Source organism: Gilliamella bombicola (genome assembly GCF_900094945.1).
Taxonomy (GTDB): domain Bacteria; phylum Pseudomonadota; class Gammaproteobacteria; order Enterobacterales; family Orbaceae; genus Gilliamella; species Gilliamella bombicola.
On the sequence record NZ_FMAQ01000002.1, the window covers coordinates 172,874 to 198,016 of the forward strand.

19 protein-coding genes and 1 pseudogene are annotated in these 25,143 nt (G+C 35.2%); 7 read left to right on the top strand and 13 right to left on the bottom strand.

The features are described 5' to 3' along the window. Positions 1–33 precede the first annotated feature (33 nt). From GA0061081_RS02915 to GA0061081_RS02930, 4 genes are all read left to right on the top strand, one after another. On the top strand, positions 34–450 hold the full coding sequence (locus GA0061081_RS02915; protein ID WP_091346900.1) for an META domain-containing protein: 417 nt from the start codon (positions 34–36) through the stop codon (positions 448–450). Between the two features lie 353 nt (positions 451–803). Beyond that, the gene (gene pykF, locus GA0061081_RS02920; protein ID WP_091346902.1) at positions 804–2,216 is read left to right on the top strand and encodes a pyruvate kinase PykF; all 1,413 of its coding nucleotides are present in this window, start codon (positions 804–806) and stop codon (positions 2,214–2,216) included. A gap of 108 nt (positions 2,217–2,324) precedes the next feature. Further along, positions 2,325–4,379 (top strand): polyphosphate kinase 1, encoded by a 2,055-nt coding sequence (ppk1, locus tag GA0061081_RS02925; RefSeq protein WP_091346905.1) that lies wholly within the window; start codon positions 2,325–2,327, stop codon positions 4,377–4,379. 10 nt (positions 4,380–4,389) lie between these two features. Then, on the top strand, positions 4,390–5,913 hold the full coding sequence (locus GA0061081_RS02930; protein ID WP_091346906.1) for a Ppx/GppA phosphatase family protein: 1,524 nt from the start codon (positions 4,390–4,392) through the stop codon (positions 5,911–5,913). Between the two features lie 76 nt (positions 5,914–5,989). Here the strand turns inward: GA0061081_RS02930 and GA0061081_RS02935 are convergent, their stop codons facing one another. The 3 genes from GA0061081_RS02935 to GA0061081_RS02945 all read right to left on the bottom strand — a co-directional run bounded on the left by GA0061081_RS02935 (position 5,990) and on the right by GA0061081_RS02945 (position 11,455). Next, the gene (locus GA0061081_RS02935; protein ID WP_091346908.1) at positions 5,990–7,450 is read right to left on the bottom strand and encodes a DASS family sodium-coupled anion symporter; all 1,461 of its coding nucleotides are present in this window, start codon (positions 7,448–7,450) and stop codon (positions 5,990–5,992) included. Between the two features lie 237 nt (positions 7,451–7,687). Next, positions 7,688–8,653, bottom strand: a complete 966-nt coding sequence (locus GA0061081_RS02940; protein ID WP_091346910.1) for an FAD:protein FMN transferase — start codon at positions 8,651–8,653, stop codon at positions 7,688–7,690. A gap of 30 nt (positions 8,654–8,683) precedes the next feature. Then, on the bottom strand, positions 8,684–11,455 hold the full coding sequence (locus GA0061081_RS02945) for a flavocytochrome c (RefSeq protein WP_091346912.1): 2,772 nt from the start codon (positions 11,453–11,455) through the stop codon (positions 8,684–8,686). Positions 11,456–11,988: 533 nt separating this feature from the next. Here GA0061081_RS02945 and GA0061081_RS02950 point away from each other — a divergent pair. The 3 genes from GA0061081_RS02950 to GA0061081_RS02960 all read left to right on the top strand — a co-directional run bounded on the left by GA0061081_RS02950 (position 11,989) and on the right by GA0061081_RS02960 (position 15,374). Next, positions 11,989–13,038 carry a beta/alpha barrel domain-containing protein gene (locus tag GA0061081_RS02950; protein ID WP_091346914.1) on the top strand — a complete coding sequence of 350 codons (1,050 nt, stop codon included), beginning with the start codon at positions 11,989–11,991 and terminating at the stop codon, positions 13,036–13,038. A gap of 536 nt (positions 13,039–13,574) precedes the next feature. Continuing rightward, entirely contained in the window at positions 13,575–14,126 is a 552-nt protein-coding gene (locus GA0061081_RS02955) for an LbetaH domain-containing protein (RefSeq protein WP_091346915.1), read from the top strand. A 99-nt stretch (positions 14,127–14,225) separates the two neighbouring features. Then, on the top strand, positions 14,226–15,374 hold the full coding sequence (locus GA0061081_RS02960) for a glycosyltransferase family 9 protein (RefSeq protein ID WP_209435349.1): 1,149 nt from the start codon (positions 14,226–14,228) through the stop codon (positions 15,372–15,374). A 14-nt stretch (positions 15,375–15,388) separates the two neighbouring features. Here the strand turns inward: GA0061081_RS02960 and GA0061081_RS02965 are convergent, their stop codons facing one another. The 10 genes and pseudogenes from GA0061081_RS02965 to GA0061081_RS03010 form a co-directional block, all read right to left on the bottom strand. After that, the gene (locus GA0061081_RS02965) at positions 15,389–16,666 is read right to left on the bottom strand and encodes a prophage tail fiber N-terminal domain-containing protein (protein ID WP_091346919.1); all 1,278 of its coding nucleotides are present in this window, start codon (positions 16,664–16,666) and stop codon (positions 15,389–15,391) included. Positions 16,667–17,017: 351 nt separating this feature from the next. Then, a pseudogene (locus tag GA0061081_RS02970) lies at positions 17,018–19,649 on the bottom strand (TipJ family phage tail tip protein); the annotation flags it as partial. 253 nt (positions 19,650–19,902) lie between these two features. Further along, a complete protein-coding gene (locus GA0061081_RS02975) occupies positions 19,903–20,532 on the bottom strand; it encodes a tail assembly protein (protein ID WP_091346923.1) in 630 nt (209 codons plus the stop codon). Next, entirely contained in the window at positions 20,475–21,191 is a 717-nt protein-coding gene (locus GA0061081_RS02980; protein ID WP_091346925.1) for a C40 family peptidase, read from the bottom strand. The genes GA0061081_RS02975 and GA0061081_RS02980 overlap by 58 nt, the downstream gene beginning before the upstream one ends. A 4-nt stretch (positions 21,192–21,195) precedes the next feature. Further along, complete coding sequence (locus GA0061081_RS02985) at positions 21,196–21,909, bottom strand: phage minor tail protein L (RefSeq protein WP_091346927.1); 714 nt, start codon at positions 21,907–21,909, stop codon at positions 21,196–21,198. Continuing rightward, a complete protein-coding gene (locus GA0061081_RS02990) occupies positions 21,906–22,235 on the bottom strand; it encodes a phage tail protein (RefSeq protein ID WP_091346929.1) in 330 nt (109 codons plus the stop codon). Before GA0061081_RS02990 ends, GA0061081_RS02985 begins: the two co-directional genes overlap by 4 nt. Before the next feature lie 90 nt (positions 22,236–22,325). Then, positions 22,326–22,628, bottom strand: coding sequence for an addiction module antidote protein (locus tag GA0061081_RS02995; protein WP_065561131.1), 303 nt, complete (start codon positions 22,626–22,628; stop codon positions 22,326–22,328). Positions 22,629–22,630: 2 nt separating this feature from the next. Next, positions 22,631–22,924 carry a type II toxin-antitoxin system RelE/ParE family toxin gene (locus GA0061081_RS03000; RefSeq protein WP_065561130.1) on the bottom strand — a complete coding sequence of 98 codons (294 nt, stop codon included), beginning with the start codon at positions 22,922–22,924 and terminating at the stop codon, positions 22,631–22,633. A 699-nt stretch (positions 22,925–23,623) separates the two neighbouring features. Beyond that, positions 23,624–24,445: a phage antirepressor N-terminal domain-containing protein gene (locus GA0061081_RS03005; RefSeq protein ID WP_091346932.1), complete on the bottom strand. Its 822-nt coding sequence runs from the start codon at positions 24,443–24,445 to the stop codon at positions 23,624–23,626. 246 nt (positions 24,446–24,691) lie between these two features. Continuing rightward, the gene (locus GA0061081_RS03010; RefSeq protein ID WP_091346934.1) at positions 24,692–25,141 is read right to left on the bottom strand and encodes a hypothetical protein; all 450 of its coding nucleotides are present in this window, start codon (positions 25,139–25,141) and stop codon (positions 24,692–24,694) included. Positions 25,142–25,143: the final 2 nt, after the last annotated feature.

The following is a 25,143-nucleotide window of genomic DNA, read 5'->3' on the forward strand; positions in this document are numbered from 1 at the left end:
TATAGCAAATTTAACCTATCATTAGGAGTTCATATGAAAAAAACATTATTGATAATTTCGCTATTTACTGTTGCTTTGGTTATGTCTGGATGCCATAAATCGAGTAAGATACAAGATACTGATCTTATGCATCATCGTTTTGTATTAATTAGTGCAAATGGTCAGCATATTCCATTAGATGAGCAAGCCCAGCTTATATTCAGTGAAAAAATGACTATCACAGGCAAAATGTGTAACCAGTTTTCAGGTCAAGTTATTTTAGATAAAAACAACATTAAAGGCACAGTTGCAATGACCAAAATGCTTTGTAATGATGATCAATTAAATCAATTAGATTATATTATTGATCAATTAATTACTAGTGGTGCTGAAATCAATTTAAGCAATAATCAATTGACCTTAAAGAACCACGAAAACGAGCTAATCTACCAACTTAAGGATCTAATGTAACTCTAATGTTTCGTTTTTTTTAATATATTAGACACAAATCGTTTTGTTAAGTTGCTAGAATTCAATTATTTTACAAAACAATAAAATAAATTTAAGATAAAAACCTTTATTTAAAATACCGTTAAGAATATAATAAGAGCAATTTTTAAAGGATTTAACTTATTGATGAAATTATTATATTCTTCAAATGACTTGTGCAACTTGGGTAGCGGTTTAAAGCTACAAAAAATTCTTTTACCAATAATATTACCAATGCTTTGTCATTGGTTTTTTTTTTGCGTAATACTGGTTTATCGAATTTTTAGATTGATTAAAAACTTTAACATTAAATAAATTACTAAGTAGATACTATTATGAAAAAGACAAAAATTGTTTGTACCATCGGGCCAAAATCTGAATCAAAAGAAATGTTAGCAAAATTATTAAATGCAGGCATGAATGTGATGCGTTTAAACTTTTCACATGGTGATTATGAAGAGCACGGCAACCGTATAAAAAACTTACGAGAAGTAATGCAAGAAACAGGTTTAAAAGCAGCTATAATGCTAGATACTAAAGGACCTGAAATCCGTACAATTAAACTAGAAGGCGGTAATGATGTATCACTTGTAGCCGGCCAAACATTTACCTTTACAACAGATAAAACAGTTGTTGGAAATTCTCAACGAGTAGCCGTCACTTATGAAGGATTTGCCCATGACCTTAAACCAGGTAATCGTGTGCTTGTTGATGATGGCTTAATTGCCATGGATGTTAAAGAAATCAAAGGTAACGAAGTTATCTGTACAGTTTTAAATAATGGTGATCTAGGTGAAAATAAAGGTATTAATCTACCGGGTGTTTCAATTAAGCTACCAGCACTTGCAGAAAAAGACAAAAACGACCTTATTTTTGGTTGTGAACAAGGCGTTGACTTTATTGCTGCATCATTTATTCGGAAACGTTCTGATGTTGAAGATATTCGTGCTCACTTAAAAGCTCATGGTGGAGAAGACATAAAAATCATCTCTAAAATTGAAAACCAAGAAGGTTTAGATAATTTTGATGAAATTCTTGAAGCTTCTGATGGTATAATGGTTGCTCGTGGCGATTTAGGTGTTGAAATTGCAGTTGAAGAGGTTATTTTTGCTCAAAAAATGATGATCAAAAAATGTAATAAAGCTTCTAAACCAGTTATCACTGCAACACAAATGCTCGATTCAATGATCAAAAATCCACGTCCTACTCGTGCTGAAGCTGGCGATGTAGCTAATGCAATTATTGATGGAACTGATGCTGTGATGTTATCTGGTGAAAGTGCTAAAGGTAAATATCCACTTGAAACAGTCAATGTTATGGCAACTATCTGTAAACGCACTGATAAAACAATTCCTGCCTCATTAGAATTAACATCCAAAGAAGAGAAATTAAGCATAACAGCCGCTGTATGCTGTGGTGCTGTAGAAATTGCTGAACGTTTAAATGCGCCATTAATTGTTGTTGCAACACGTAGTGGTAAATCAGCTCGTGAAGTTCGTCATTACTTCCCAAGAGCTCGGATTTTAGCGCTTTCATCAAGTCAAAAAACGGTAAATCAATTAGCAGTTACTAAAGGCGTGGAACCTATTTTGATTGATTCAATTAACTCAACGGACGATTTTTATCGTTTAGGTAAAGAGATGGCTTTAAAAGTGTGTGGCTTAAAACAGGGCGATATCATTGTGATGGTTTCTGGTGCGCTAGTACCGAGTGGAACCACTAACACAACATCAGTCCACCGTATCTAAACATTAAATTTCCAATCTATATAAAATAAAAGCTAGCTATCTGCTAGCTTTTTTTTTCACATAAGTTATTCTGTATAAAATATTGTTAATAAAATTTAAAAGACTAACATGATTGAAGAAAAAGTCCATTTACCTAAAGAGCTTAGCTGGTTATCTTTCAATCAGCGAGTTTTACAAGAAGCCGCAGATAAGAGTAATCCTCTTATTGAGAGAATACATTTTTTAGGCATATACTCAAGTAACCTTGATGAATTTTATAAAGTACAGTTTGCTAACTTAAAAAAATATGTACTTATAGAACAAGAACAAGCTCATTCTTCTAATGCTAAAAACTTATTGCGCCAAGTAAATCAAAAAGTTATACAATTAGAATTACAGTTTGACCAACTCTATAATGAATTGTTATTGGAAATGGCTAGAAATCAAATCTTTTTGATTAACGAAAGACAGCTCTCATCATATCAAGAAAATTGGATAAAAAATTATTATAAACAAAATCTTAGACAATACATTACCCCTATTTTACTTGATAGTCACACTGAACTTATTCAATTTTTAAAAGATGATCATGCCTATTTAGCTGTAGAAATTATTTGTGAGGATAGCATCAGTTATGCACTACTTGAACTACCGACAGATAATATTCCTCGTTTTGTATTATTACCGTCAGAAGTATCAACTAAAAATAAGTCCATCATCTTTCTTGACAACATACTGCGCTACTGTTTATCCGATATTTTTAAAGTGTTTTTTGATGCTAAAGAATTAAATGCTTATTCAATTAACATCAATAGAGATGCTGAATACGAATTAAATACAGAGTTAGACAGTTTACTTGAACTGATGTCCCAAGGCCTAAAACAACGCTTAACCGCACAGCCAGTACGTTTTACTTATCAAAAAGACATGCCCAAAGCGTTGTTTGAATTATTGATCAATAAATTACGATTAACTGAACAAGATGCAATGCCTGGAGGGCGTTATCCTAATTTTAAAGATCTTGTTAAATTCCCTGATTTTGGACAAAAGAGCCTATTAAATAAAAAAATTCCAAACTTAAGTTATAATCGATTTAAACAATTTCGTAATGCATTTGATGCGATTAAAGATCGAGATGTATTACTCTATTACCCTTACTACTCTTTTGGCCATGTTCTAGAAATCATGCGACAAGCCTCGTTTGATCCTTCAGTTACACATATTCGAATGAACATTTATCGAGTAGCCAAAGACTCACGCTTTATTCACGCTGCAATTAATGCGGCCAATAATGGTAAAAAAGTTACCGTAGTTGTCGAATTACAAGCACGGTTTGACGAAGAAGCCAATATAAAATGGGCAAAACGACTAATTAGTAGTGGTATTAAAGTTATTTATTCACAACCAAAACTCAAGATTCACGCGAAATTATTTTTGATCGATCGTAAAGAAAACGATGAAATTGTTCGCTATGCTCATATCGGTTCAGGTAACTTTAATGAAAGAACTGCACGAATTTATACAGACTTTTCACTGTTAACGGCAGATCCTGCTATTACCGAAGAAGTCAAAAAAGTCTTTAATTTTATTGAAAATCCATTTAAACCAGTCGCTTTCAATCATTTACTTGTCTCACCACAAAATACGCGATTACGATTCAATGAATTTATAGAACGCGAAATAAGCAATGCCAAAGCAGGTAAAAAGTCAGGAATTTATCTAAAACTTAACGCAATTACTGATAAAGAAATGATCGACGAACTTTACCGTGCATCTTGTGCTGGTGTGAAAATTAGAATAATTGTGCGCGGTACTTGTGTATTAGTGCCACAAATACCTAATTTAAGTGAAAATATTTATGTGACCAGTATTGTGGATCAATTTTTAGAACATGCTCGTGTGTATATTTTTGAAAATGAAGGAAAAAAAGACACTTACATATCCTCTGCAGATTGGATGCCTCGTAATATCGATAATCGTATTGAAGTGGGCGTAAAAATCTTTGACTCAATAATAAAATCAACTATCCATAGTATTTTTGACATACAGTGCAATGATAATGTCAAAGCACGCATCATTGATAAAGATGCAACAAATAATTATGTGCAAAGAGGGAATAAGAAAAAAATTAGAGCCCAATATGCCATTTATGATTATTTGAAGCAGTTAGAATCATTTGCATAAGGACTTTAAAATGAATAAATTCAATGAATATGCGGTAGTCGATCTTGGTTCAAATAGCTTCCATATGGTAATTGCCCGGATCATTAATGGTGCAATACAGATTATTTATAAAAATAAAAAAAATATCCACTTAGCAACGGGGCTTAATGCTAATAACAAACTGAGTGAATCAAGCATAATGCGAGGTGTGGAATGTCTTTCATTATTTGCTGAGCGATTAAATGGATTCCCTCCTGAACATGTTCGGGTCGTTGCAACTCATACATTAAGAGTAGCGAAAAATAGAAATGAATTTTTAACAGCTGCAGCTAAGGTATTCCCTTTTCCTATTGAAATTATTTCAGGTCAAGAAGAAGCTCGTCTTGTTTATTTAGGTACAATGACAGCTGAATCAACATCGTCAACTGATACAAAATTTGTCATCGATATTGGCGGTGGTTCGACTGAAATTGCAATAGGAAAAGGAAATGATTTAAACCCCGTGATCGTCGCTAGCCGTCCCATGGGATGTGTCACTTATACAAAGCGTTTTTTTCATGAACAAAAAATTAACGCCGCTTCTTTTCAACAGGCAAAACTTGCTGCAGAACAACAAATTGAAGGTATGATTAATGCAATAAAAAAATTGAATATTACTACCGCATTTGGCACATCAGGAACCATAAAATCAATTTATCAGATATTGTTGGATCTTGGTGTTAGCGATGGCATTATTACACCGAAAAGGTTAGATGATTTAATTAGTTATGTTTTAGAATTCGATTATTTTTATGATATTGACTATCCTTCACTTTCCAAAGAAAGAAAAAACGTATTTGTTAGCGGACTGGCTATATTTAGTGGTGTTTTTAATGCACTTGGATTAGAGACTTTACAATTTAGCCCATGTGCATTACGAGAAGGCGTATTTTACGAATTGATCGACGGCCCTAATTACCAAGATATTAGGCAAAATACCGCACAATCGCTTTCTGAGCATTACAACATAGATAAACGTCATGCTAAGCAAGTGGTTAAAACTGCAAAATATTTATTTTCACAATGGCAACAACAAGCATCAATGACTATTCCCCCTAATCTTGAATCTATTTTATATTGGGCTGCTCAGTTGCATGAAGTTGGATTAAAAATCAACTTTTCTTCGATCCATAAGCATTCAAGTTATATCCTACAAAACAGTAATTTACCTGGATTTAATGAAGAACAGCAGTTACTGTTATCTACTCTTGTCCGTTACCATAGAAAGTCGATAAATATTGATGCAATACCTTATTTTAGTTTATTTGAATACAAGCATATCATATCGTTAATGCAGATTTTAAGATTGTCTATACTAATCAATAATCAAAGAAATCCTGAAATTGATTTACAGGCATTTCAATTAAAATTATTAAAAAATAAACTCACTAATGTGACTTTAGAAATTAATCAAGATTTTGTTGAAAATAACAAATTAATATTGCTTGATTTGGAGCAAGAACAAAAATATTGGAAAACCGTCAATGATTGGAAACTATCGATTGTAATTAGTTAACAATAGAAACACATAAAAATACCGCCAACTAGGGTGGCGGTATTACAATATTAAGAATAAAATTATCTACTTGTTATTAACCAAGACCAATGATCTTCCACCACAAAATACCGACAGTAAAGACAATTACTAGATTCACAACACTACAAATGAACCCCACTTTCCACCATGTTTTTACTGGCACAAAGCCTTCTGCAAATAATAATGGATTTCTCGCATTTGCAAATTGAGTAATTGAACCAAAGTAATTAGTACAAATAACTAATGCAAAAATGGCGATGAGTTGTGGTACACCTAGGGCAATGGAAACAGATAAAAATACGGGAAATAGTGCGGCAATATGAGCATTCCCACTCGCAAAAAAGTAGTGTAAATAAACATAAGCAACACATAAAATAATTAAGACCAACACCCAACTACTTTCGCCTAGATGACCTTTTACAGCACTACCTATTGTGTCACCAAGCCATTTAGTTACACCCAATTTATTTACTTGGGCTGCCATCATAAGTAATGCCGCAAACCAAATTAATGTGTCCCAAGCCGCTTTTTCACCTTTTATATCATCCCAACTTAATACGCCAGTTAAGATTAAAATGGCCAAACCAATAAAGGCTGTAGTTGTTGAATCAATACCAATATTTTTGCCAAAAATCCAAAGTACTAATAATAAAAAAACAGTGCTCCCCATAATGATTTCTTTAACTGTAATTGACCCCATTTTTTTTAATTCTTCAGCAGCTAATTTTGGTGCTTCTGGAGTTCTTTTTAGTTCTGGGTTAGTTAGAAAATAAATTACCAAAGGAATCACAACAAATGAAACTAAACATGGCACAATAGCTGCTACAAACCATTGCCCCCACCCTAGTGTAATACCTAGCGATGTGGTGACTAATTTAGCGGCTAATAAGTTGCCAGTAAATGCCGTTAAGAACATTGCTGAGGTGATGTCATTCATATGACTAATTGTTAGCATTAAAAAGGTACCAATACGATTTCTTGATTCATCTTTAGGATTTGAATTAAAGTTAATGGCTAAAGCCTCTGCTATTGGATATATTACACCACCTGCACGCGCCGTGGTACTTGGAATAGCTGGTGCCAATGCAATATCAGTGACAGATAAACCATAAGCAAGCCCCAATGTATTTTTACCCAACATTTTAACAAGATAATATGCAATGCGTTTACTCAAACCAGTTTTGATAAAACCACGAGCGATCATGAAAGCAATCACAATCAGCCAAATAAGACTACTATTTAATTCGCTTAACGAGATTTTTATCGATTCAGTTGCGGAGATTGCACCAGATGGTCTTAATACGGCAAAAACGGTAATTGCTAATAAACCAATTGCTCCAATTGGCATTATTTCAGCCACAATGCAAGCTATGGTAGCAACAAAAATAATACTCGTTTGCCAACCTTCTTGGCTAATACCTTCTGGTGGTGAGACATATAACCAAAGTAACGCGGAAATTGCCGCAATAATGATGAGCGCAGGCCATTTCACTGGAGGTTTCTTTACTAAATTCATAGTATTTTCCTTTTAAATTTAAATATTTTAATAAGTTAAGATTTAATTCTGTTACAATTATGCTACTCTTCATACTATTATTGGCCAAATTTATCGCACTAACATCAGTATAAAAACTTCAATAAAATCAATACCTTTTCTGACGGATTTTTATTAAACTGCATTAAACAAATCCAAGGAAAAAATATCAATAAAATCAGTATTTTTTCTGAAACATTTTTAATCAAAAATTTAATTTTAATCAGTTTTTATTTGATATTGAGTATCAATTTGTTGAAAAATAAAGTTATCGGGGTTTACTAATATGGCTGTTTTATTTTTTAACAAAAAGATAGCCGACAAGTTTTGATGCTTTTGCAAGTATTGTCTGCTTTTATCAACTCCCCATCCATAAAAGATGGTTGAGTAAATATCACCCTCTAATGAAGAATCTGAAATGATAGTTACGCTTTCTAATTCATTATTTAATGGATAACCTGTTTGAGGGTTTAATAGGTGATGATAAAGACGATAATTTTGTATAAAAAAACGCTCATAAATGCCCGATGTGACAACTGATTTATCTTTAACTTTTATAATTCCAGATAGTTTTCCATTAGTGGAAAATGGTTTTCTTAATCCTATGTGCCAATAGCCGTTACCATCTGTTAAAGATGAGCCTAATGTTAATACATTACCACCTAAGTTAATGATACCTTTGTACACTTGATGTTGGTGTAAAATTGATTTGACAACATCAGCAATATATCCTTTAGCAATTGCACCTAAATCAATTTCCATTCCCGGTTTTCTTAAAAAAACAGAATATGTATTTGCATCAAGTTCAATATTTTTAGGATCAATTAACAACAGTTTTTCTCTAATTAACTTAGCAGATGGAACTTGATAACCATTGAAACCAATTTTCCAAAGTTTAACTAAGGGACCAATAGCAAAATTAAAGCAACTATTAAAATATAGACTTATTTTTTGCGCTTGTTCAATCAAAGAAAAAACAGAACGGCTCACTATAACGGGGTGGTGTCCCGCAGCTAAATTAATAGACATAACTTCTGATGATGACCTGTTAACGGTCAGTTTATCCTCAAGCATTTTTATGGTTTGAAAAACAGCTTGCACTGCGGTTTCATTAGGCTCAAAAAGCATTAATGAAACCGTTGTTCCTATCAAATGTTGAGTGTATTCATAGTTTAAATTTACCATGCTAAACAAGCTCAAAATAGTTGTAAAAAATTAGTTTTTAATATAATCAGCCGCTTTTTTACCTGCTTGCATACCAAATATAATAATATCGGCGACAGCATTGCCACCAATACGATTAGCCCCATGAACACCACCTACAACTTCGCCGGCAGCAAATACACCTTGAATCACATGTTTATCAGTATTCAACACTTGTGTTTGGGTATTAATAGTGACCCCTCCCATCGTGTGGTGCACACCTGGTGCGATTTTTATTGCATAAAAAGGCCCTTTTTTGATCGGATGGCGCATGCCTGTTATTCTGCCAAAGTCTTGGTCATGCTTAGTTGACGTAAACTGATTGTAACGTTCAACCGTTTTAACTAATGCGTCGCCATCAATCGATAGCTTTTGTGCTAATTCTTCAAGAGTATTTGCTTGAATAACAAGCTCGTTTGCAACATACTCTTCAACGGCTCTGTTTTCATCACGAACCTGCTGATCAAACAAAATATAAGCATAATGTTCAGGTAATTTAATAATTTCAGCTGATACTTTATCCCTTGTATCAAGTTCATTAACAAATCGTTGACCTTTTTTCGATACCAGAATCGCTCCACCACCACGGATGGATTCAGAAATTAAATAAGACGTTGTCTGTTCAACCGTTGGATGGATTTGAATTTCACTCATATCAACGGTTCCTGCACCCAATGTTTCTAATATCACAATTCCAGAACCCGTTGCACCCTTATGATTAGTGGTCACAAATCCTTTAAGGTCAGGACGATATTTTTCAACCATTGCGGTATTGGCACTAAACCCACCAGTTGCAATAATAACTGCCTTAGCTTTTATTAAATGGATCGAACCGTCTTCTTCTGAAACTTTAACCCCTGTCACTTTATGATGCTCGGTGACAATTTTAGTCACAGCAGTATCAAGTATAACTTCAATACCTCGTTTATTAATATTTTTAACTAGACCACTAATTAAGAAACCACCAACAGCAGCACCACTTTCTGGTCGATGAGTCCGATCAATGCTCATTCCCCCCGTTGTAGTAATCCCACTAAGTTCAATGTCATTATCATCTAACCAATTAATCGCATCTGGTGCATTTTCAACAAAATAACGAAGTAAATCAGGATTATTTTTGTTTTTACCTCCGGTCATGGTTTCTTGATAAAATAGATCTTTACTATCAACAATCCCTTTTCGTTTTTGGAATTTGGTTTCAGCCGCATTCATACCCGCTGAGGCTTTATTAGTATTACCACCTATTACAGACATTTGTTCAACAATAACGACACTTGCACCAAGATCATGAGCTTGAATCGCAGCAGTAAGCCCTGCTCCACCACTACCAACGACCACAACATCAAAAGCTCGATCATTAGGATCACCACCTTCGGCAATAATCGCTTCTTTATTAGATCTTGCCATCGCTTTGGTTACGGCTTTTTTAAACGCTTCACATTGTGTTGTTGCGCCAGAAATTGCATCAACATGTGAGCTATTTGAGTCAATAATCCTATGTTTAATTTCAGCAAAATTATCCAAAACTTCATTATCAAAATTTTGGGCATTAATTAATTGCATATCTTTTATAAAATCTTTACCTAGCTCAACATTAATTAAAAACTCATAAGCCTCATCATTAACTTTTTCTTGATAATGACCAGGTTTGAATTTTTTTACATTAAGATTCACATCACGAATCAAACTCTCGACAAGAGAAAAGCGCCATAAAGGTTCTGGAATATTAAGTGTTTCACGCTTATCACTATTAATAAATAATTCTAATTTCTCCCCCTTTTCAATACGGTCAACCCAATCAGGATAAGCAATACAAGCACGTCCTACAGCAACTAAATCATAACCATGCTCAATCGCATCATCCACATCACTTTGATTAACTACATTACCAACACCTACAACGGGAATTTTTGCTAATGTTGCAGAACGCATTGTCACATATTTTTTAATTAATGGAGTCGGATCTTGTGTATCAACAATTGATGGTCTAAGCGTATCGCCCATTGAAAAATGAATATAATCAAGTCCTTTTGCAGCCAATTTTTCAAGCAAATACATTGTGTCATCAAAACGAATTCCTGGAACTTCTAATTCTTCAGGAGAAAAACGGTATCCAACAATAAATTTAGATATTGCATATTGCTTAACCATATTGTGGGTAATATCTAAAACAGCAAGCGCGAATCGCGTACGATTATCACGGTTCCCTCCCCATTTATCATTTCTTTGATTTGAATTAGGTGAATAAAATTGCTGAATTAAATAAGTATTAGCGCCATGAATCTCTACACCATCAAAGCCAGCTTGAATCGCTCGACGTACAGCTTGACCAAACTTATCAATCATGTCGTCTACTTCTGCCGCTGTTAATTCAATTGGAGTGGGGGCATTTGGACGTGGGGCCGCAATAGCGCTAGGTCCAACTGGCGATTGGCCTCCGATAAGTTTAGGCTCCACCATTCTTCCACCATGATAAACTTGAATAACCGCTTTCGAACCCTTTTCTTTGATGGCTTGCGCTATTTTTGCTAACCCTTCAATCTTATCATCACTATTTAAACCAATAGCACCAGGAAATGCTAACCCTTTATTATCAACAAATCCACATTCGACAATAATGGTGCCAATTGATCCTGATCTTGCTCGATAATATTCAATCAAGTCATGCGTAACAGAACCATCATAAAAACCAGAACAAGTTGTCATTGGTGCCATCATTATGCGATTTTTAAGTTCAACACCATTAGGCAAAGTTAATGGCTTAAAAATATTTTCATTTCTCATTTTTTCATACCTAACCATTATCATTTAATCTTTATAGTTATCAACGATGATAACATTACCAATAGTCATTCTCCACTTAGATTAGTTTCATTAGTATTGAGTAATGATAAGTATCATTTTTTCGACATAAATTTTTTAGTTTTATTAATCAATTAGAAAATTATTGATATTAATAAAATAAGATTTTACCGATTTTTGATATTTTATCGTTTTTAAAGTATCGGATATATCATTAAAAATCTAAAAAAAAACACTGTAACTTTTTCATTTAGTTATATTTTTTTTGTAATTTTTATGTTGAACTTTAAATTTATTGAGATAGAATACCTCGAAATATAAGGCAAAGAGAACATCGTAATGTTTGTAATACTAGCTAACAGATTAAGATCAACTTTCGATTTTCTATTTATCCTATTTTTAATCCTCCTTCATGGAGGATTTTTTTTTGGTTTAAAAAAACTTTTTTATTTCTATTTTCATTGCAAGGTTAATAATCAATTCTACGTTGAGAACACGTACAGTTAGGAGGCAATATGAAATCTTTAACACCTTTTTATGATCCAAGTATAAGCTACGAAGAAAATTATGCTCAAGGACCATTTGGACTTTTTAGGCAATTAGATAAAGCACAACAAGTATCAATAAAACCTTCAAAATTTTTAAATGTTGAGGTTAATTTACCATTTGGTCAACCTGCAGGCCCACTATTAAATGCAAACTATATCAAAGCTGCTTTTGCTTATGGATTCGACTTATGTGTATATAAAACAGTAAGAACTAAACTACATAAATGCCATCCATTACCTAATGTTTTATCAGTTCACCCTAACGGTAAATTATCGTGTAACTTAGATACGGTATTAGCTGATACCAATTACAGCCAACCATTATCAATAACTAACTCTTTTGGCGTTCCTTCTTTTGCTCCAGATGTCTGGCAACCTGATATGGCTGATGCCGTCAAATCAGCAGGGCATGGTCAATGTGTTATTGGTAGTTTTCAAGGTACACAAGGTAACGGTGAAATTGAAAAAGATTATGCTTTAGCAGCAAAATTAGTTCGGGAAACCAATGCACCTATTCTTGAGGCAAATTTAAGCTGCCCGAATGAAGGGGCTAGTAAATTACTTTGCTTTGATATTGATAAAGTTGAACGAATTGTTAATGAAATTAAAATGGCTGTTCCCGATCGTCCACTTATTTTAAAACTAGCTTATTTTGCTGATGATGAAAAAATTATATCATTACTCAATCGAGTAGGATCCATTATTGATGGTTTAAGTACTATTAACACGTTATCTGCAAAACCAGTTGATGCTCATGGTCATCCTGCATTAGGCGAAAATAGAAAAGAAGGTGGAGTTTGTGGTGATGCAATCCGTTGGGCTGGTTTAGATATGGTGAGCCGTTTAGCTAAATATCGTCAGGAAATGGATCTAAAATTTGCTATTGTAGGCGTTGGTGGTGTTAGTTCTAGTGAACATTATCATCAATTTATAAAAAGTGGTGCTGATGCGGTTATGAGTGCAACTGGTGCTATGTGGAATCCGCTCCTTGCGATAGAAATCAAAAAGAATCTTTAATTTGATAAATATTTCTAGTATAGGGCACTATGCCCTGTTTTTTATTTAAAATAATCAGGAATAGTTTAACAATAAAATTATAACCAATACTCATATTTGCTTAGTAGCACAGAAATAAAGAACGCTCAAGATTCTTACTAGCATAGGAAATGAATTATCAGAAAACACCACAAACAGATAAAAAAAGTATTGCAATAAAAAAACACTTCCATGAGGTGATTTAATCTATTGATATTCTTAAAGAATTGGCAGAACGGACGGGGCTCGAACCCGCGACCCCCTGCGTGACAGGCAGGACGCTAAAAAGTAATTTTATTTAAAAACAAAGCGTTGCACCTCTTGCGATATTTAATTGTGACGCAATATAAAGTAATTTAAATTCATATAAAGCATGGTGTTGACACAAATATGCCACAGCGTCAAAACTGTAGCATTGTCGATTTTGTGATGCTACATGATGCTGTTGAATATTGTAAGTTTAAGATTGATAGTGTGTTTGTTAATATTCCAATCATCTAATTGAATCGAGTGGCGCTATGAAATATATACATATAATTAAATTTTTAATGACTCATGATTTGACTTTTCTTAAAGAGTGTTGGCGCGTTGAATTTTTAAAAAAATCAAAATTTAGCTGGAAACATTTATTAAAAAAATTAATAGAAAAAGAAAACACATATATTGCGTGGTGGCGATTAGCTAGTGAAATGGCAAAATATGGAAATAAAAAGCAAAAAATAAATAAATATTTAATAGTGCGATACGCTGTAGAAATAGGATTAGAAAAGACTTTTATTGATGTAGGATTCTCTATTACGCATTATTCATCAATAGTTTTTTATGACAACATAAGAGCAGGTAAAAACCTAAGCATACGACAAAATACAACTATAGGCAGTAAAGATGAGGGGGCGTGCTTTATTTTGGGGGATAATGTTACTATTGGCGCTAATGTCTGTATATTAGGTGGAAAAATAAAAATAGGAAATAATGTCGTGATTGGTGCAATGTCATTTGTAAATAAAGATATTCCAGATAATTGCACTGTTTATACGCAAAAAACAAATGCAATTATCCAGAATAGTTAATTGCCTGTTAACTCAATCACTTAAGAAGTATTAATAAAATAGCAAAGAGAAAATAAAATGGGATTTAGATGTTGGCTGTACAATAAAACAGGGATAAATTTGTACAAATCAAAAAACAAAGATAAAAAATTTAACCAATTTAAACGCCAATTATTTTTAATTAAATTGATTTTTGATTGGAATATAAGAAAAAAAATAAAATTAAATAAAGTAAAAAAAATACTTTTACTACGTCAAGATAGAATCGGCGATATGATTATCACTACTCCATTAATTAGAAATTTACATAATAATGGCTATAAAGTCAGTGTTATATCAACAAAGGACTCCATAGAATTTATTAAAAGCAACCCACATATTGATAAAACTTTTGTTTGGGATTGGAGTTGGAATTATGTTGAGTTATTCAAAAAAATATTATTGATACGAAAAGAAAAATTTGATTTAGCAATTGATTTGCGAGAACAATTGGAACCAAAAACTATATTATTTAATATATTAACAGGATCAAAACGGTTAGTTGGCTTCAATAAGTCTAATTTTTTTAGTTTTGATGTATCAATTAATTATAATAACCCTAAAAATCATATCACTATGAAAATGAAAGAGATCATGGACTCAGTTTTTAATTTAAATTATGACTCGCTTGAGTATGATGCATTTGTGTCAAAAATGATAGATGAAAAAGGAAAAAATTATATTGATAATTTAAGAAAAAATAATAAAAAAATAGTAGTTATCAATCCATTCGCCTCGTTAAGAGAACGAGATATGTCTTTAGAACAATTAGCTGATATAACTAAAACACTGCAGTTCGATTATAACAATCTAGAGGTTGTATTAATTGGAGAGCAATCTTTGTTAAATACTATACCGGATACAGCGGGTATTCATAAATATTCATCTCATTCAATATTAGATGTTATCCCAATTATCAAGTACTGTGATCTAGTTATTTCAGTTGATACTGCCGCTGTTCATTTAGCAAGTGCATTTAATAAAAAAATCGTAGGGCTGTATGGATTGTTTTTTTGGGATGTTCGATTTCAAAAATTAAAATGGCAATACTTTAATTCATCTGCACTACCGAAGAATTTTAAAATAGAAAACTACTTACATTTTAATGAGTACGCATGGTCACCTAAAACATCAAATAAATCAATTCAAATTTTTTCACAACAGGGGGAATTAATTAATACTATCCCCCCTCGATTAATTATTGAAGGCATAAAAAATATATTAAATTAATTATATACCTATGATTAGTACCCGATCGCAAAGAATGAGAAAAGCCCCGGGGGTTCATTTGCTGACCACGTTAATCTATTAACTGTTGTTGACTCATAACGCCAAGAAATTGGGGTGCTGTTTGTCGCTTGTTCTGAATTAGTGTCGGTGAAATGTACTGATAAAACTCTATTTGGGAAAGCGATTGCGGGGATCACTTCTCCTCTCGTGTAACTACTATTAGCAATGCCCCATTGGATTATTAGTCCGCTAGGTAATTTTTGATAACCGTTTTCATTCAATAATCCAACATAATCATCTCTCGTTAATATATCCGAATTATTAAATTCAGGTCTTTTTTTAAATCTTAAAAAGCTATCGATCTCTTTTTTACCATCTTCATTATTTAGAGTAACAGATAAAGCACCGATATCATCAGCAGTTGGTTTATTATTCGGCGAGTAGACGCGTTGTCCTTGTTCAGTTAATTTTTTAACATCTAACGAGCCATTAATCGACTGATTATCTACACCAGATTTTTTTATGAAAACTGTAGTATCAATTGATAGCGCAGCATTTTTAGCATCATCTGCCGACTTGGCAGCATTTTGTTCAGATGTTTTAGCATTGCTCTCAGATGAGCTAGCCGCATTTGCACTATTACTAGATTGCTGAGCTGAGTTATGTGACGCTGTAGCTGATGAACTAGCACTATCTGCATATGATTTTGCTGAATCTGAATACGATTTAGCTGATGTACTAGCATTAGTTGCTGTCGTAGCTGATTCGCTTGCTGATTGTGCCGAGTTGCTTGCATTAGCGACTAAGCCTTCAACTGAGTGCGCTATATTTTTTGCATTAGTTTCGCTTGCTTTTGCATTGTCAGCACTAGTTTTTGCTGATTGCGCAACAGATTCTATGCTATTCCCTAATTCTTTTATATTTTTTACTGATTTTTCTGCGTTACTTGCTGCTTTGTTTGCGTCATTACGAGCATCAATGACCTGCTGTAATATTGCTGGTGTAATCTCACTCTCAGATGGATTCAATAAAAAATCATTTAATGAACCATCAGCAGAATCAGAAAACACTTGGATAGTACCAATTCTTTTTGGTGGAAATCCGTTTATAATTAGTTTTACTTCATAGTCACATGGCAAAACGTTCATCATGTAACTACCGTTGTTTGCAACATGAAATGCCTGCGTTTGTGTTAGTACTGTACCCGTCGTTTTTTTTGCGTATAACTCGATAGTGCAATTGTTAATAATTTGTCCTGCACCATCTGTTAAAATACCTGATATTTTTGCCATAATTTTCTCCAGACATAAAAACCGCTGCGAGAGCGGCTTATTATTTTTTAGTGATATATAGATTAACGGCGCTTGGGCAACAATATTTTGTGCTAGTCGCTCTAATTGTTATCGATTTGTTGGCTGGAATTTCATAAATCATGCACCCTTGTTCGACATCCGTATGATGAAATTGATCATTGCTTTGTGCGAGCAAACGAAAAATCAATTTATTGTCTACTTCTATTTGATATGATGACAACATTCCACTGTTATTCGAGTTGTAAATTGCATAAACAAAAATTTGAGATGTACTTACAATACGAGTAAATGGCTCAGCAGGGATTTTTAGCTCTCGACCAGTAACCAATTGCACGACTTTTACAATGTCACCAACAATCTGCATTGCCGTTAGTGTTCCGTTTATCTGGCAATTTTCATTAATCACAACGTTGTTTAATTGCCCTGAGCTAGCATAAACATTACCCGTGATATTAGCCCGTCTTGCGTTTAGTGTGCCGTCTTCTAGTAATTCAAAAGCAGGCGGATTGCCTGAGCTGATAACATTACCTGCAACCATGCTTCCACCTGTAATTAACGGTGCCTTGATTTCAGTACCAGCAATTAATCTATCCCCTCGCATTGTGCCAGTAGCAATTAAATCACCGTCCAAGAACATTGCCGGCTCAACCCATCGCGCACCGTTGTACATTCTTGCTTCCGAATGAGCAACTTTCCCCGCACCATCTAATGAGTAGATAATTAATGTGGTATCGCGAGCTGGATAAAATCCGAATTCACGATAAAACATCAATGTAGCCTCATCATTGTTAGTCGGGAATTTACCGTCGTGAGTTTGAATCCTAAATAATCCCCCTGCCCCATTTTCTGCAATTAATGTTTTTGTGTTAGCAATGAACATTTCTGAACGCCCAACAACATTAACCGCATTCACGCCGTACCAGTATTCAGTATCTGGCTGGCAATCAACATCAGTTAACATCATCGCTCGACCAAGATAATTACGCTTCGCTTCAACTTCGGCTTTAGTTGTGCCTTTGTAGAATTCGAATTGTGTGCCTAGACTGGATACAGAAGTCATCACGGGACGAATAGCCACATTAAAACTACTTGGCGTGAGTACCAAGCCTGATGGTTTAGACGGCGGCAGAATCGAAAAAGCAATAGTCGTTTCATCGCCCAATCGTCCGTCTTCTGCTACCCCTCTAACCGTTGCGCTAAACTTGCCTTGCTGTAATTCTGATAAATAATACTCAGTATCATTAACAGTTTCACGACTAATTAATTTATCATCACGATACACTTTCACTTCAAATTTCAGATTTTGAATCGTGCGAGGCGTGGACCATGATAATCGAGCTTGGTATAGGTCAGATTCAGGGATTATTTCAGCTTGTAGTTGTTCAACAGGGGGAATTGACCATCCGAAAATAGTACCACTTTCCGCTTCAAATTTTGCCCCGTTATCTACTATCGCCTCCTTTTGCGGTTCATGTTGTAACGCGGTGATTGAGTAAGTGCCATCACTGTTTTCAGCAATGGTTATGGCCTTAAATAATCGTGGTTTGATTTTATTGTCATATAACCCCCAAACCGAATATTCATCGACATTAACACTATTCACCAGAACAATTTGATTGGGTTTAACTTGCGCTTGAATTTTGACTTTTTGTAGCTGCATATTTGTATCAGTCACGCTTAAATATGCACTTTTCATGTTCTTAATGTCAATGTCTCGGTCTAACGTAATCGTGCTACCATGTGCCTCCAAAATTCGCCCACCGATAGTTGTACCTGCAAAATCATTATCAGCAATACCAATAATATCGCCCGGTAAATGACGAATGCCTTCGCGGCCAACGCTGAATGTAACGGTTTGTGTTTCAAGCTTTTCAGTTTGAATTAACCATTTACCAACTCTATGCGCCTGTCCTCGTGATGTGCAACCAAAGGCATCGATTTGCGCTACATTCAGCCCAAATCGTTTGATTAACTCGTCATCTGCAACGTACTCAGTTGTTGGCTCCCAATTGTTATTAGGGTCAATATAACGCACATGAACAGCCGTATGCCGTGATTTTTGTGCTGCTGATGTGTAATTAAACTGCCCGTCTACAACATTCGCATTTGCATAAATCGCTACAGGGTCGCTTGGTCTGTCCATCACCGCAGTATACTGCGCACCATCCCAAATTGGCATAGCTCGGAATATTGAACACAGGTCGTGGATAACATCATACGCTTGGCGTTGCTCGGTAATGTAACAGTTGCATGTAAATCTTGGTTCTTTGCCGCCGAAACCGTCATCGACTAACTGGTCGCAATATTGAGCAATTGTGTATAACGCAAACTTATCAACACCGAATTGGCCAAGCCTAGCGCCCATACCGTAGCGAGTGTTAGTTAGTATGTCGTAAAATATCCACGCAGGATTGTTCGTCCAAGCAAGCTTGAAATTTCCTGACCAAAATCCATTATACTCTCTCGTTTCAGGATCGTAGTTATCGGGCACTTTGATAATCAAACCTTTAATCAGATAGTTGCGACGAGGTACACCGCTGAACTGCGATGAATCGAATTTTAGTCCAACCACTGCGGTATTCGGGTATGAAAATTTAGTATCGTAGATTTCAGTGTATGAACTCCATAGTGTGTTATTGACTAATAATGATGATGTACTATCTGGCGTTCTGCGAACTACACGAATATTAAACGGCTTGGGTGGTAAATCATCTAAAATAACAGAAGTTAGATACTGTGAGCGTGTTTTTTTATCGATTAAATCAACGGTTTTTACTGTTTTCCAGATACTTCCCACACCGATTTGAATTTCCATGCTGACAGATGTTCTGTTGATGTTGCCTTTATTGTCCGTTGAGCTTAACGACTGCACCCCAACCGTAATCCGCACTCTGTCAATGTTTGGGTCAGTAATAGTGCGCACAATCGGCGTTGTTGCTTTTACTTCAAGATTAACGGGCACTTCGTTTTCAGTAGCAGGAAAGCCCTCAAGCGGTGATTGCGCTTGAATGCCTGCCGTCCATTCAACATTAACGCCGTTGAAATTATATGAGCCGTCTGGTGCTTGGATTGGTGTGTCGTTTAAAAATACGCTTTGTAGTCCGTTTACTGGGCCTTCTATCTGTCCCTCACACAGTAAATCAATAATACTCAGTTGCTGGTGTGACTTGAGATTATCCTGCGCTTCTTTTGGTGTTTTTGCTTTTCCTGAACCTTTACCCATTTTTCTTCCCCTTTATGATTTCATCCCAAGGAATTGGTGTTGTTGGTTTTTTATCTGTATTCGTTGCGTCGTCTAATGTTTCCAGCCCTTGAGATAAAACTTTTGAACCTATTTTTATTACACCATAGCAAAGTGGCACAGGTGCGCCCTGCCCGATTGTGTTGTCTAAGTTGGAAAAATAGGTGTTATTGTTTTTATCGCCTGTCAACTTATCTGTTTTGGGTAGTTTAGTTAGCATTTGAGCGACACCGCCAAGCATTAACCCAGCACCGCCCGCCACCAAAGCCAGTCCTACCCCTGTTGTTATACCGACTACTACACCGGCAACGACCATCGCTGCGCCAGCTATAAAACTAAAAATACCGCCTTTAGCTCCAGCAACTTGGGGGACAATATGAATAACGGCATCTTGTGGAATTCGACTGTGTAGACCAAACTGTAAATTGTCATCGTTCATATCTACGCCGTTAATTCGAACGCGAAAATAGCCGTCCATAATCCGCTTTTTCAAGCCTTTGATTTGACAATACAAGCCATTCATCGCTTCTGCCGCCGTTTCTACGCTCATATTGAACTTATCGCCATATTGTTTAAGATTGCCGTAAAGCCTAACAATTGCCATTTTTTATGCCTCCAGATTGAATGTGTGTATTTAAGCCAAAAACCGTCGTATAAATCTCTTTTCGATAAGCGATTTGGGCAGTGATGTAAGATAAATTGATTGCCGATGTAGATAGCAGCATGGTTTGGTACCGTTGAGCCAAGACAAACTAATATGACATCGCCTTCTTGGACGTCATCCACTTGTTCAAACTCATTTTTAGGTAACAAATCTAAATAGAGATTTTGCCCGTTATGCCACCAGTCGTCGTCACGGTGAAAGTTCGGGAAATCAAAACCGCACAAATGGTATGCATCCCGAAATAACGCGTAACAGTCAGTTACTCCGTGTTTAAATTCACGACCTAATAAAGGTTGCATATATCTAAATTTGTGAATTTTGTTATCACAGACTAACCACCAATCAACGGCAGTTTTTTGCTGATAAAATTGGTCTGCCTCGCTAAGAATCGGCAAACCGTCGGGGTGAGAATGAACAATTGCAGTTATAACGCCACTTTCTTCCGCCTTTATCCAATCATCAGGGGGTATTTCGAATGTTTCAGTGGGTGTGGGTGAGATGTTGTTACATGGCAGATAAATTTTATTATCAATAACAAATCCGCAGCACTCAGCATCACCGCATTGCTTAGCGTGATTAAGTATTTGTGTTTTCATAATTTAATTAAGAGAGTTTAGCGGCAGTTGGAAAACCACCAAAGGGAAGAATACCGTGTTGGCCAAAACGAAGCTTGCAACCAGTAAGACAACCGCTACATTTATCTTTAGTGATATCGTTTGTCGGCCGGTCAAATTCATCAGCTACTGCGCCGCCTGTATAACCACATTCAGATGAGCGATATATCCAACTGCACGTATTGGCAATGATGACACGGGCAGGAATTAATGTACCGTCGGACTCGCACGGCAACGCTAATTCAAACGTAACCACCATTGAATTTTGTTGCTTTACCTGCTCAATCACATAATTTGAGATGATTTCACAAAATGGATCGGCATATTGATTGCCGTTCTCGAAGTTAACAGCGTCTAAGTATTTAACTGGTACTTCGTGACGTGTTACAACTGCGCCAAGTAAGCCATCAAAATCGGCTATTAGACCAGTAATAAAACCCATTGCATTACTGACGCTCATTGTCGGACGGTTACTAGTTCCCTGCCCATTTTTTTGGAAACCTGTTACCTGAATAGGATACGGTTCGTACGTTTTACCTTGCCAAACAATAGCCTTTCTTAACTGATTGAGACCTGCATGAAATCTAAAAATTAATTTTTCCCCTGCAATTTTTGATAAATCCACGTCATATAAATCAAGTATTGCACCTTGTTCAAATTTTGAGAGAAGCTTGATTGTGTCATTAGGTACATGTGAACTCATGCGACTACCTCTTCAAATGTAGCAGAAATCGTTTTAGCTGCGCCGTTGGGCGTTGATGTCCAAGAACGGCAGACAACTTTGATCGTTTTGTGAGTGTTAGGCTCTCTCCATAAAAAGGCCTTAACCGCATTGTGTCGGCTAAGAAAATCATCAATCAAGCCGATATCTTCTGATAATCCAACAAATGTTACATTGTATGAGCGCAAATCGTTGTTAATACCGTCCCGAATGCGTTGCTCATAGCCGTCACCGAATTTAATTACCTTTACTTTCGGTGATACTGAAATCGTGGAGCTGTTTTGAGGTCTCCAGTGAAATGTTTCCATAATTTTCCTCCAGACATAAAAAAAGCCCGCAATAGCGAGCTTTAGGTTTGATTTTATTTTGTATATCTACATTAGATTTTCCATACTCAGTTAACAACAATCAGCATGTTTTTGTGAGGAAAACTGCATTTGCAAACCTAATGCTTGAACAATTTTAAAGATTGTATTAAAAGTGGGGTTCCCCTCACCTGATAACGCTTTATAAATACCCTCACGACTTATACCTGTATCACGTGAAAGCTGACTGATGTTTTTAGCTCTAGCTATATCACCAAGTGCAATAAATAAAAATTTAGGGTCTCCTTCTTCTATTGCGGCATTTAAATATTCTTGCATTTCTTCATCAGTATTTAAAAAATCAACCACATCAAAAGTTTTTAGTTTTGTAGTCATAATTAACCCCATTTATTTGCTAATTCTTTAGCAATTTTAATATCTGTTTGTTGTGTATCCTTGTCACCGCCACACAATAAAATAACAATTTCATTATTGCGGTTAACAAAATAAACCCTATACCCTTTTCCACAGTGAATACGCATTTCTGATACACCGCTGCCTACAGGCTTAACATCACCAAAATTACCTTCTTGCATGCGACGAATTCGAACTTTAATTTTAGCTGCTGCAGTTTTATCTTTAAGCGACTTCAACCATTTTTCCATTTGCGGTGTATAGCTTACAGTAATCATGCTTTATTCCTGTTTTAATTTAAAACTATTATATCTTACACTGTTAGGATGTCAACTATGGTTATCAATTTCTCAATATGAAAAAAGCCAAAAGTTACGAAAAGCAACACGGATTAAAATTGCCGAAGCACTACAAATCAAGCCTGAACTGTTAGATTTTTAATAAAAAAACCCGCCGAAGCGGGTTAGGATCTAATAATATTTGATCTAAGATTAACTTATTAATAAATAACGATTTTAAATTTAAAGCATTTATACAGTTATAATTAAGCTATTATTAATCAATAGCGTTAATGATTTGATCTGCATTTGATTGATCAATGGTTTTTCATGACAATAATTACACGAAGTTTTTCTAAACCGCCTATGCGGCGGTGAACTGTTAGATCACGCAGACAAAATAACGTTACACTTTCTAAACCGCCTACTCGGCGGTAAACGTCAGATTTTTTCAGATGAGTGCTACACGCGATTTCTAAACCGCCTACTCGGCGGTAAACTAGATTATATCAAACATAGCCTTTTGTTTTAACTAAATTTTAGCCATTTTCCCAAAAATAACCCTTTTTTCTAGCGCTAAAATTAATCTATATTTTTCAATGGATTAAAAAGCGATTAAAAAAAGGGTTATAGAATTGCCCTCAAAAAACGCCAGAAAAAACATTAATAAAATCAATACCTTTTCTGACTGATTTTTAGTTAGTTATTTCGAATGATTGGCAATACTTTATTCCAGTTTGTAGTAAGATGACTTGTAATTATATGCGCCGTTTCTCGTTCAATAACTTTTCTAGCCTGTCTTAACGTATATTTATAATCATAAGCCATGGAGTAAAAAGCTCCCGTAAAACGTGAATCTATTGCACGCAATGCAGGCTCTACCAACTCTATGTGGTGACGCATTCTATCAGCTACTTTATATAACCAAGCCAAATTGTATAAATCTTCATCAGACAACCCGCTTCGAGAATGCACACCACCCAACCACTTAATAGCCTCGTCGAACTTAATAGCGGGTAAATCCTGATAACGTGGAATTTTAAATTGCTGATGAAACTTTGAATAAACCGCTTGATGTCGTTCACCCGTTCGATAAACTCGCTCGTTTACCGCTTGCTGGATTTGCTGTTGTTGCTCGGGCGAAATCGTATTAGGGAATTGTTGAGCCGCTTTTGGCATAAAGTGGTTATAAAGTACATCGAAACATTCAAGCTGATATTGTTCAAGTGTTGCCCTAATTTCTGGTTTTACTCGACTAGTTTCAATACCAAAAAGCCAACCGTTGATCATCGAAATTGGTAGGCAAACGTACTCTTGTAAACCTTGTTTTGAAGGTGTGGTCATCATGACCATACCTGAGCTTAATACTTGATGTCGCTTGATTCTTTTAAGCTGAGCAGCCCAATCTAACCCAATATTTTCACATACAGGCTTCATTGCAATATAAGGTTTGTTTTGGTGATTAAGAACGATTAATTGTTGATTGTGAAACTGAATTGTTTCTAATTTTGTGTTTGACATACTATATCCTTTGTTTATTTTTTTCGAAATTACTTCCCCAACCTATTTAATTGGGTGCCAAGAGGTTCGAAAGCCTAACAAAGAAAGGCTGGAGTTATTCCCCTAAGGTATTTTATTCCTCGCCCTCTCGGCATAAATTTTGAGCATAAAAAAATCACGCTAACGGGGCGATTAATCCGCTTTGTTTAGGTTTCGACACCTCGTCAAAGAATATACAATTAAATTGCTTTGGTAGTCAATAGGTAATTATTTTATTCTTGTGCAAATTCTTTCTCTTTTTGTTTTCGATTTAGTTACCTCTCCACCCTTATCTGAACAAGTAAAAAACATTTCCATTTCCCAAGTAAATTTATTGCCTGAATTTTTTATCAAGTTTCGATTTGTAGTGTATTCACAATCACCTTGTTTACCTTGAATAGTTAAATTTTTATAAATCTTATCTAAGTCAACTTCAACAGCCTCATTATTAGCTATTTTTGACATTAAAACGCCGTCAACAATTTTATATGATTGTTTTACGTTCTCGCTGCTTTCCAAGGAATATTCATCATATTCTTTGAATTTTGGATCGTACTCACTTTCATATTTTTTAAAGCTACAATCCCATTTCCCCACCAAATACTCTTTAGTAACCTTATCATCACCGCAACCGAATAAAGCAAGACTAACTAAACTAATTATCAAGATTCTTTTCATAC

Bases quoted from the DNA above. Each gene is read 5' to 3' on its own strand.
- GA0061081_RS02915 (WP_091346900.1), top strand. From the start codon at position 34: ATGAAAAAAACATTATTGATAATTTCGCTATTTACTGTTGCTTTGGTT.
- pykF (WP_091346902.1), top strand. From the start codon at position 804: ATGAAAAAGACAAAAATTGTTTGTACCATCGGGCCAAAATCTGAATCA.
- ppk1 (WP_091346905.1), top strand. From the start codon at position 2,325: ATGATTGAAGAAAAAGTCCATTTACCTAAAGAGCTTAGCTGGTTATCT.
- GA0061081_RS02930 (WP_091346906.1), top strand. From the start codon at position 4,390: ATGAATAAATTCAATGAATATGCGGTAGTCGATCTTGGTTCAAATAGC.
- GA0061081_RS02935 (WP_091346908.1), bottom strand. From the start codon at position 7,450: ATGAATTTAGTAAAGAAACCTCCAGTGAAATGGCCTGCGCTCATCATT.
- GA0061081_RS02940 (WP_091346910.1), bottom strand. From the start codon at position 8,653: ATGGTAAATTTAAACTATGAATACACTCAACATTTGATAGGAACAACG.
- GA0061081_RS02945 (WP_091346912.1), bottom strand. From the start codon at position 11,455: ATGAGAAATGAAAATATTTTTAAGCCATTAACTTTGCCTAATGGTGTT.
- GA0061081_RS02950 (WP_091346914.1), top strand. From the start codon at position 11,989: ATGAAATCTTTAACACCTTTTTATGATCCAAGTATAAGCTACGAAGAA.
- GA0061081_RS02955 (WP_091346915.1), top strand. From the start codon at position 13,575: ATGAAATATATACATATAATTAAATTTTTAATGACTCATGATTTGACT.
- GA0061081_RS02965 (WP_091346919.1), bottom strand. From the start codon at position 16,666: ATGGCAAAAATATCAGGTATTTTAACAGATGGTGCAGGACAAATTATT.
- GA0061081_RS02975 (WP_091346923.1), bottom strand. From the start codon at position 20,532: ATGGCAATTGTTAGGCTTTACGGCAATCTTAAACAATATGGCGATAAG.
- GA0061081_RS02985 (WP_091346927.1), bottom strand. From the start codon at position 21,909: ATGAGTTCACATGTACCTAATGACACAATCAAGCTTCTCTCAAAATTT.
- GA0061081_RS02990 (WP_091346929.1), bottom strand. From the start codon at position 22,235: ATGGAAACATTTCACTGGAGACCTCAAAACAGCTCCACGATTTCAGTA.
- GA0061081_RS02995 (WP_065561131.1), bottom strand. From the start codon at position 22,628: ATGACTACAAAACTAAAAACTTTTGATGTGGTTGATTTTTTAAATACT.
- GA0061081_RS03000 (WP_065561130.1), bottom strand. From the start codon at position 22,924: ATGATTACTGTAAGCTATACACCGCAAATGGAAAAATGGTTGAAGTCG.
- GA0061081_RS03005 (WP_091346932.1), bottom strand. From the start codon at position 24,445: ATGTCAAACACAAAATTAGAAACAATTCAGTTTCACAATCAACAATTA.
- GA0061081_RS03010 (WP_091346934.1), bottom strand. From the start codon at position 25,141: ATGAAAAGAATCTTGATAATTAGTTTAGTTAGTCTTGCTTTATTCGGT.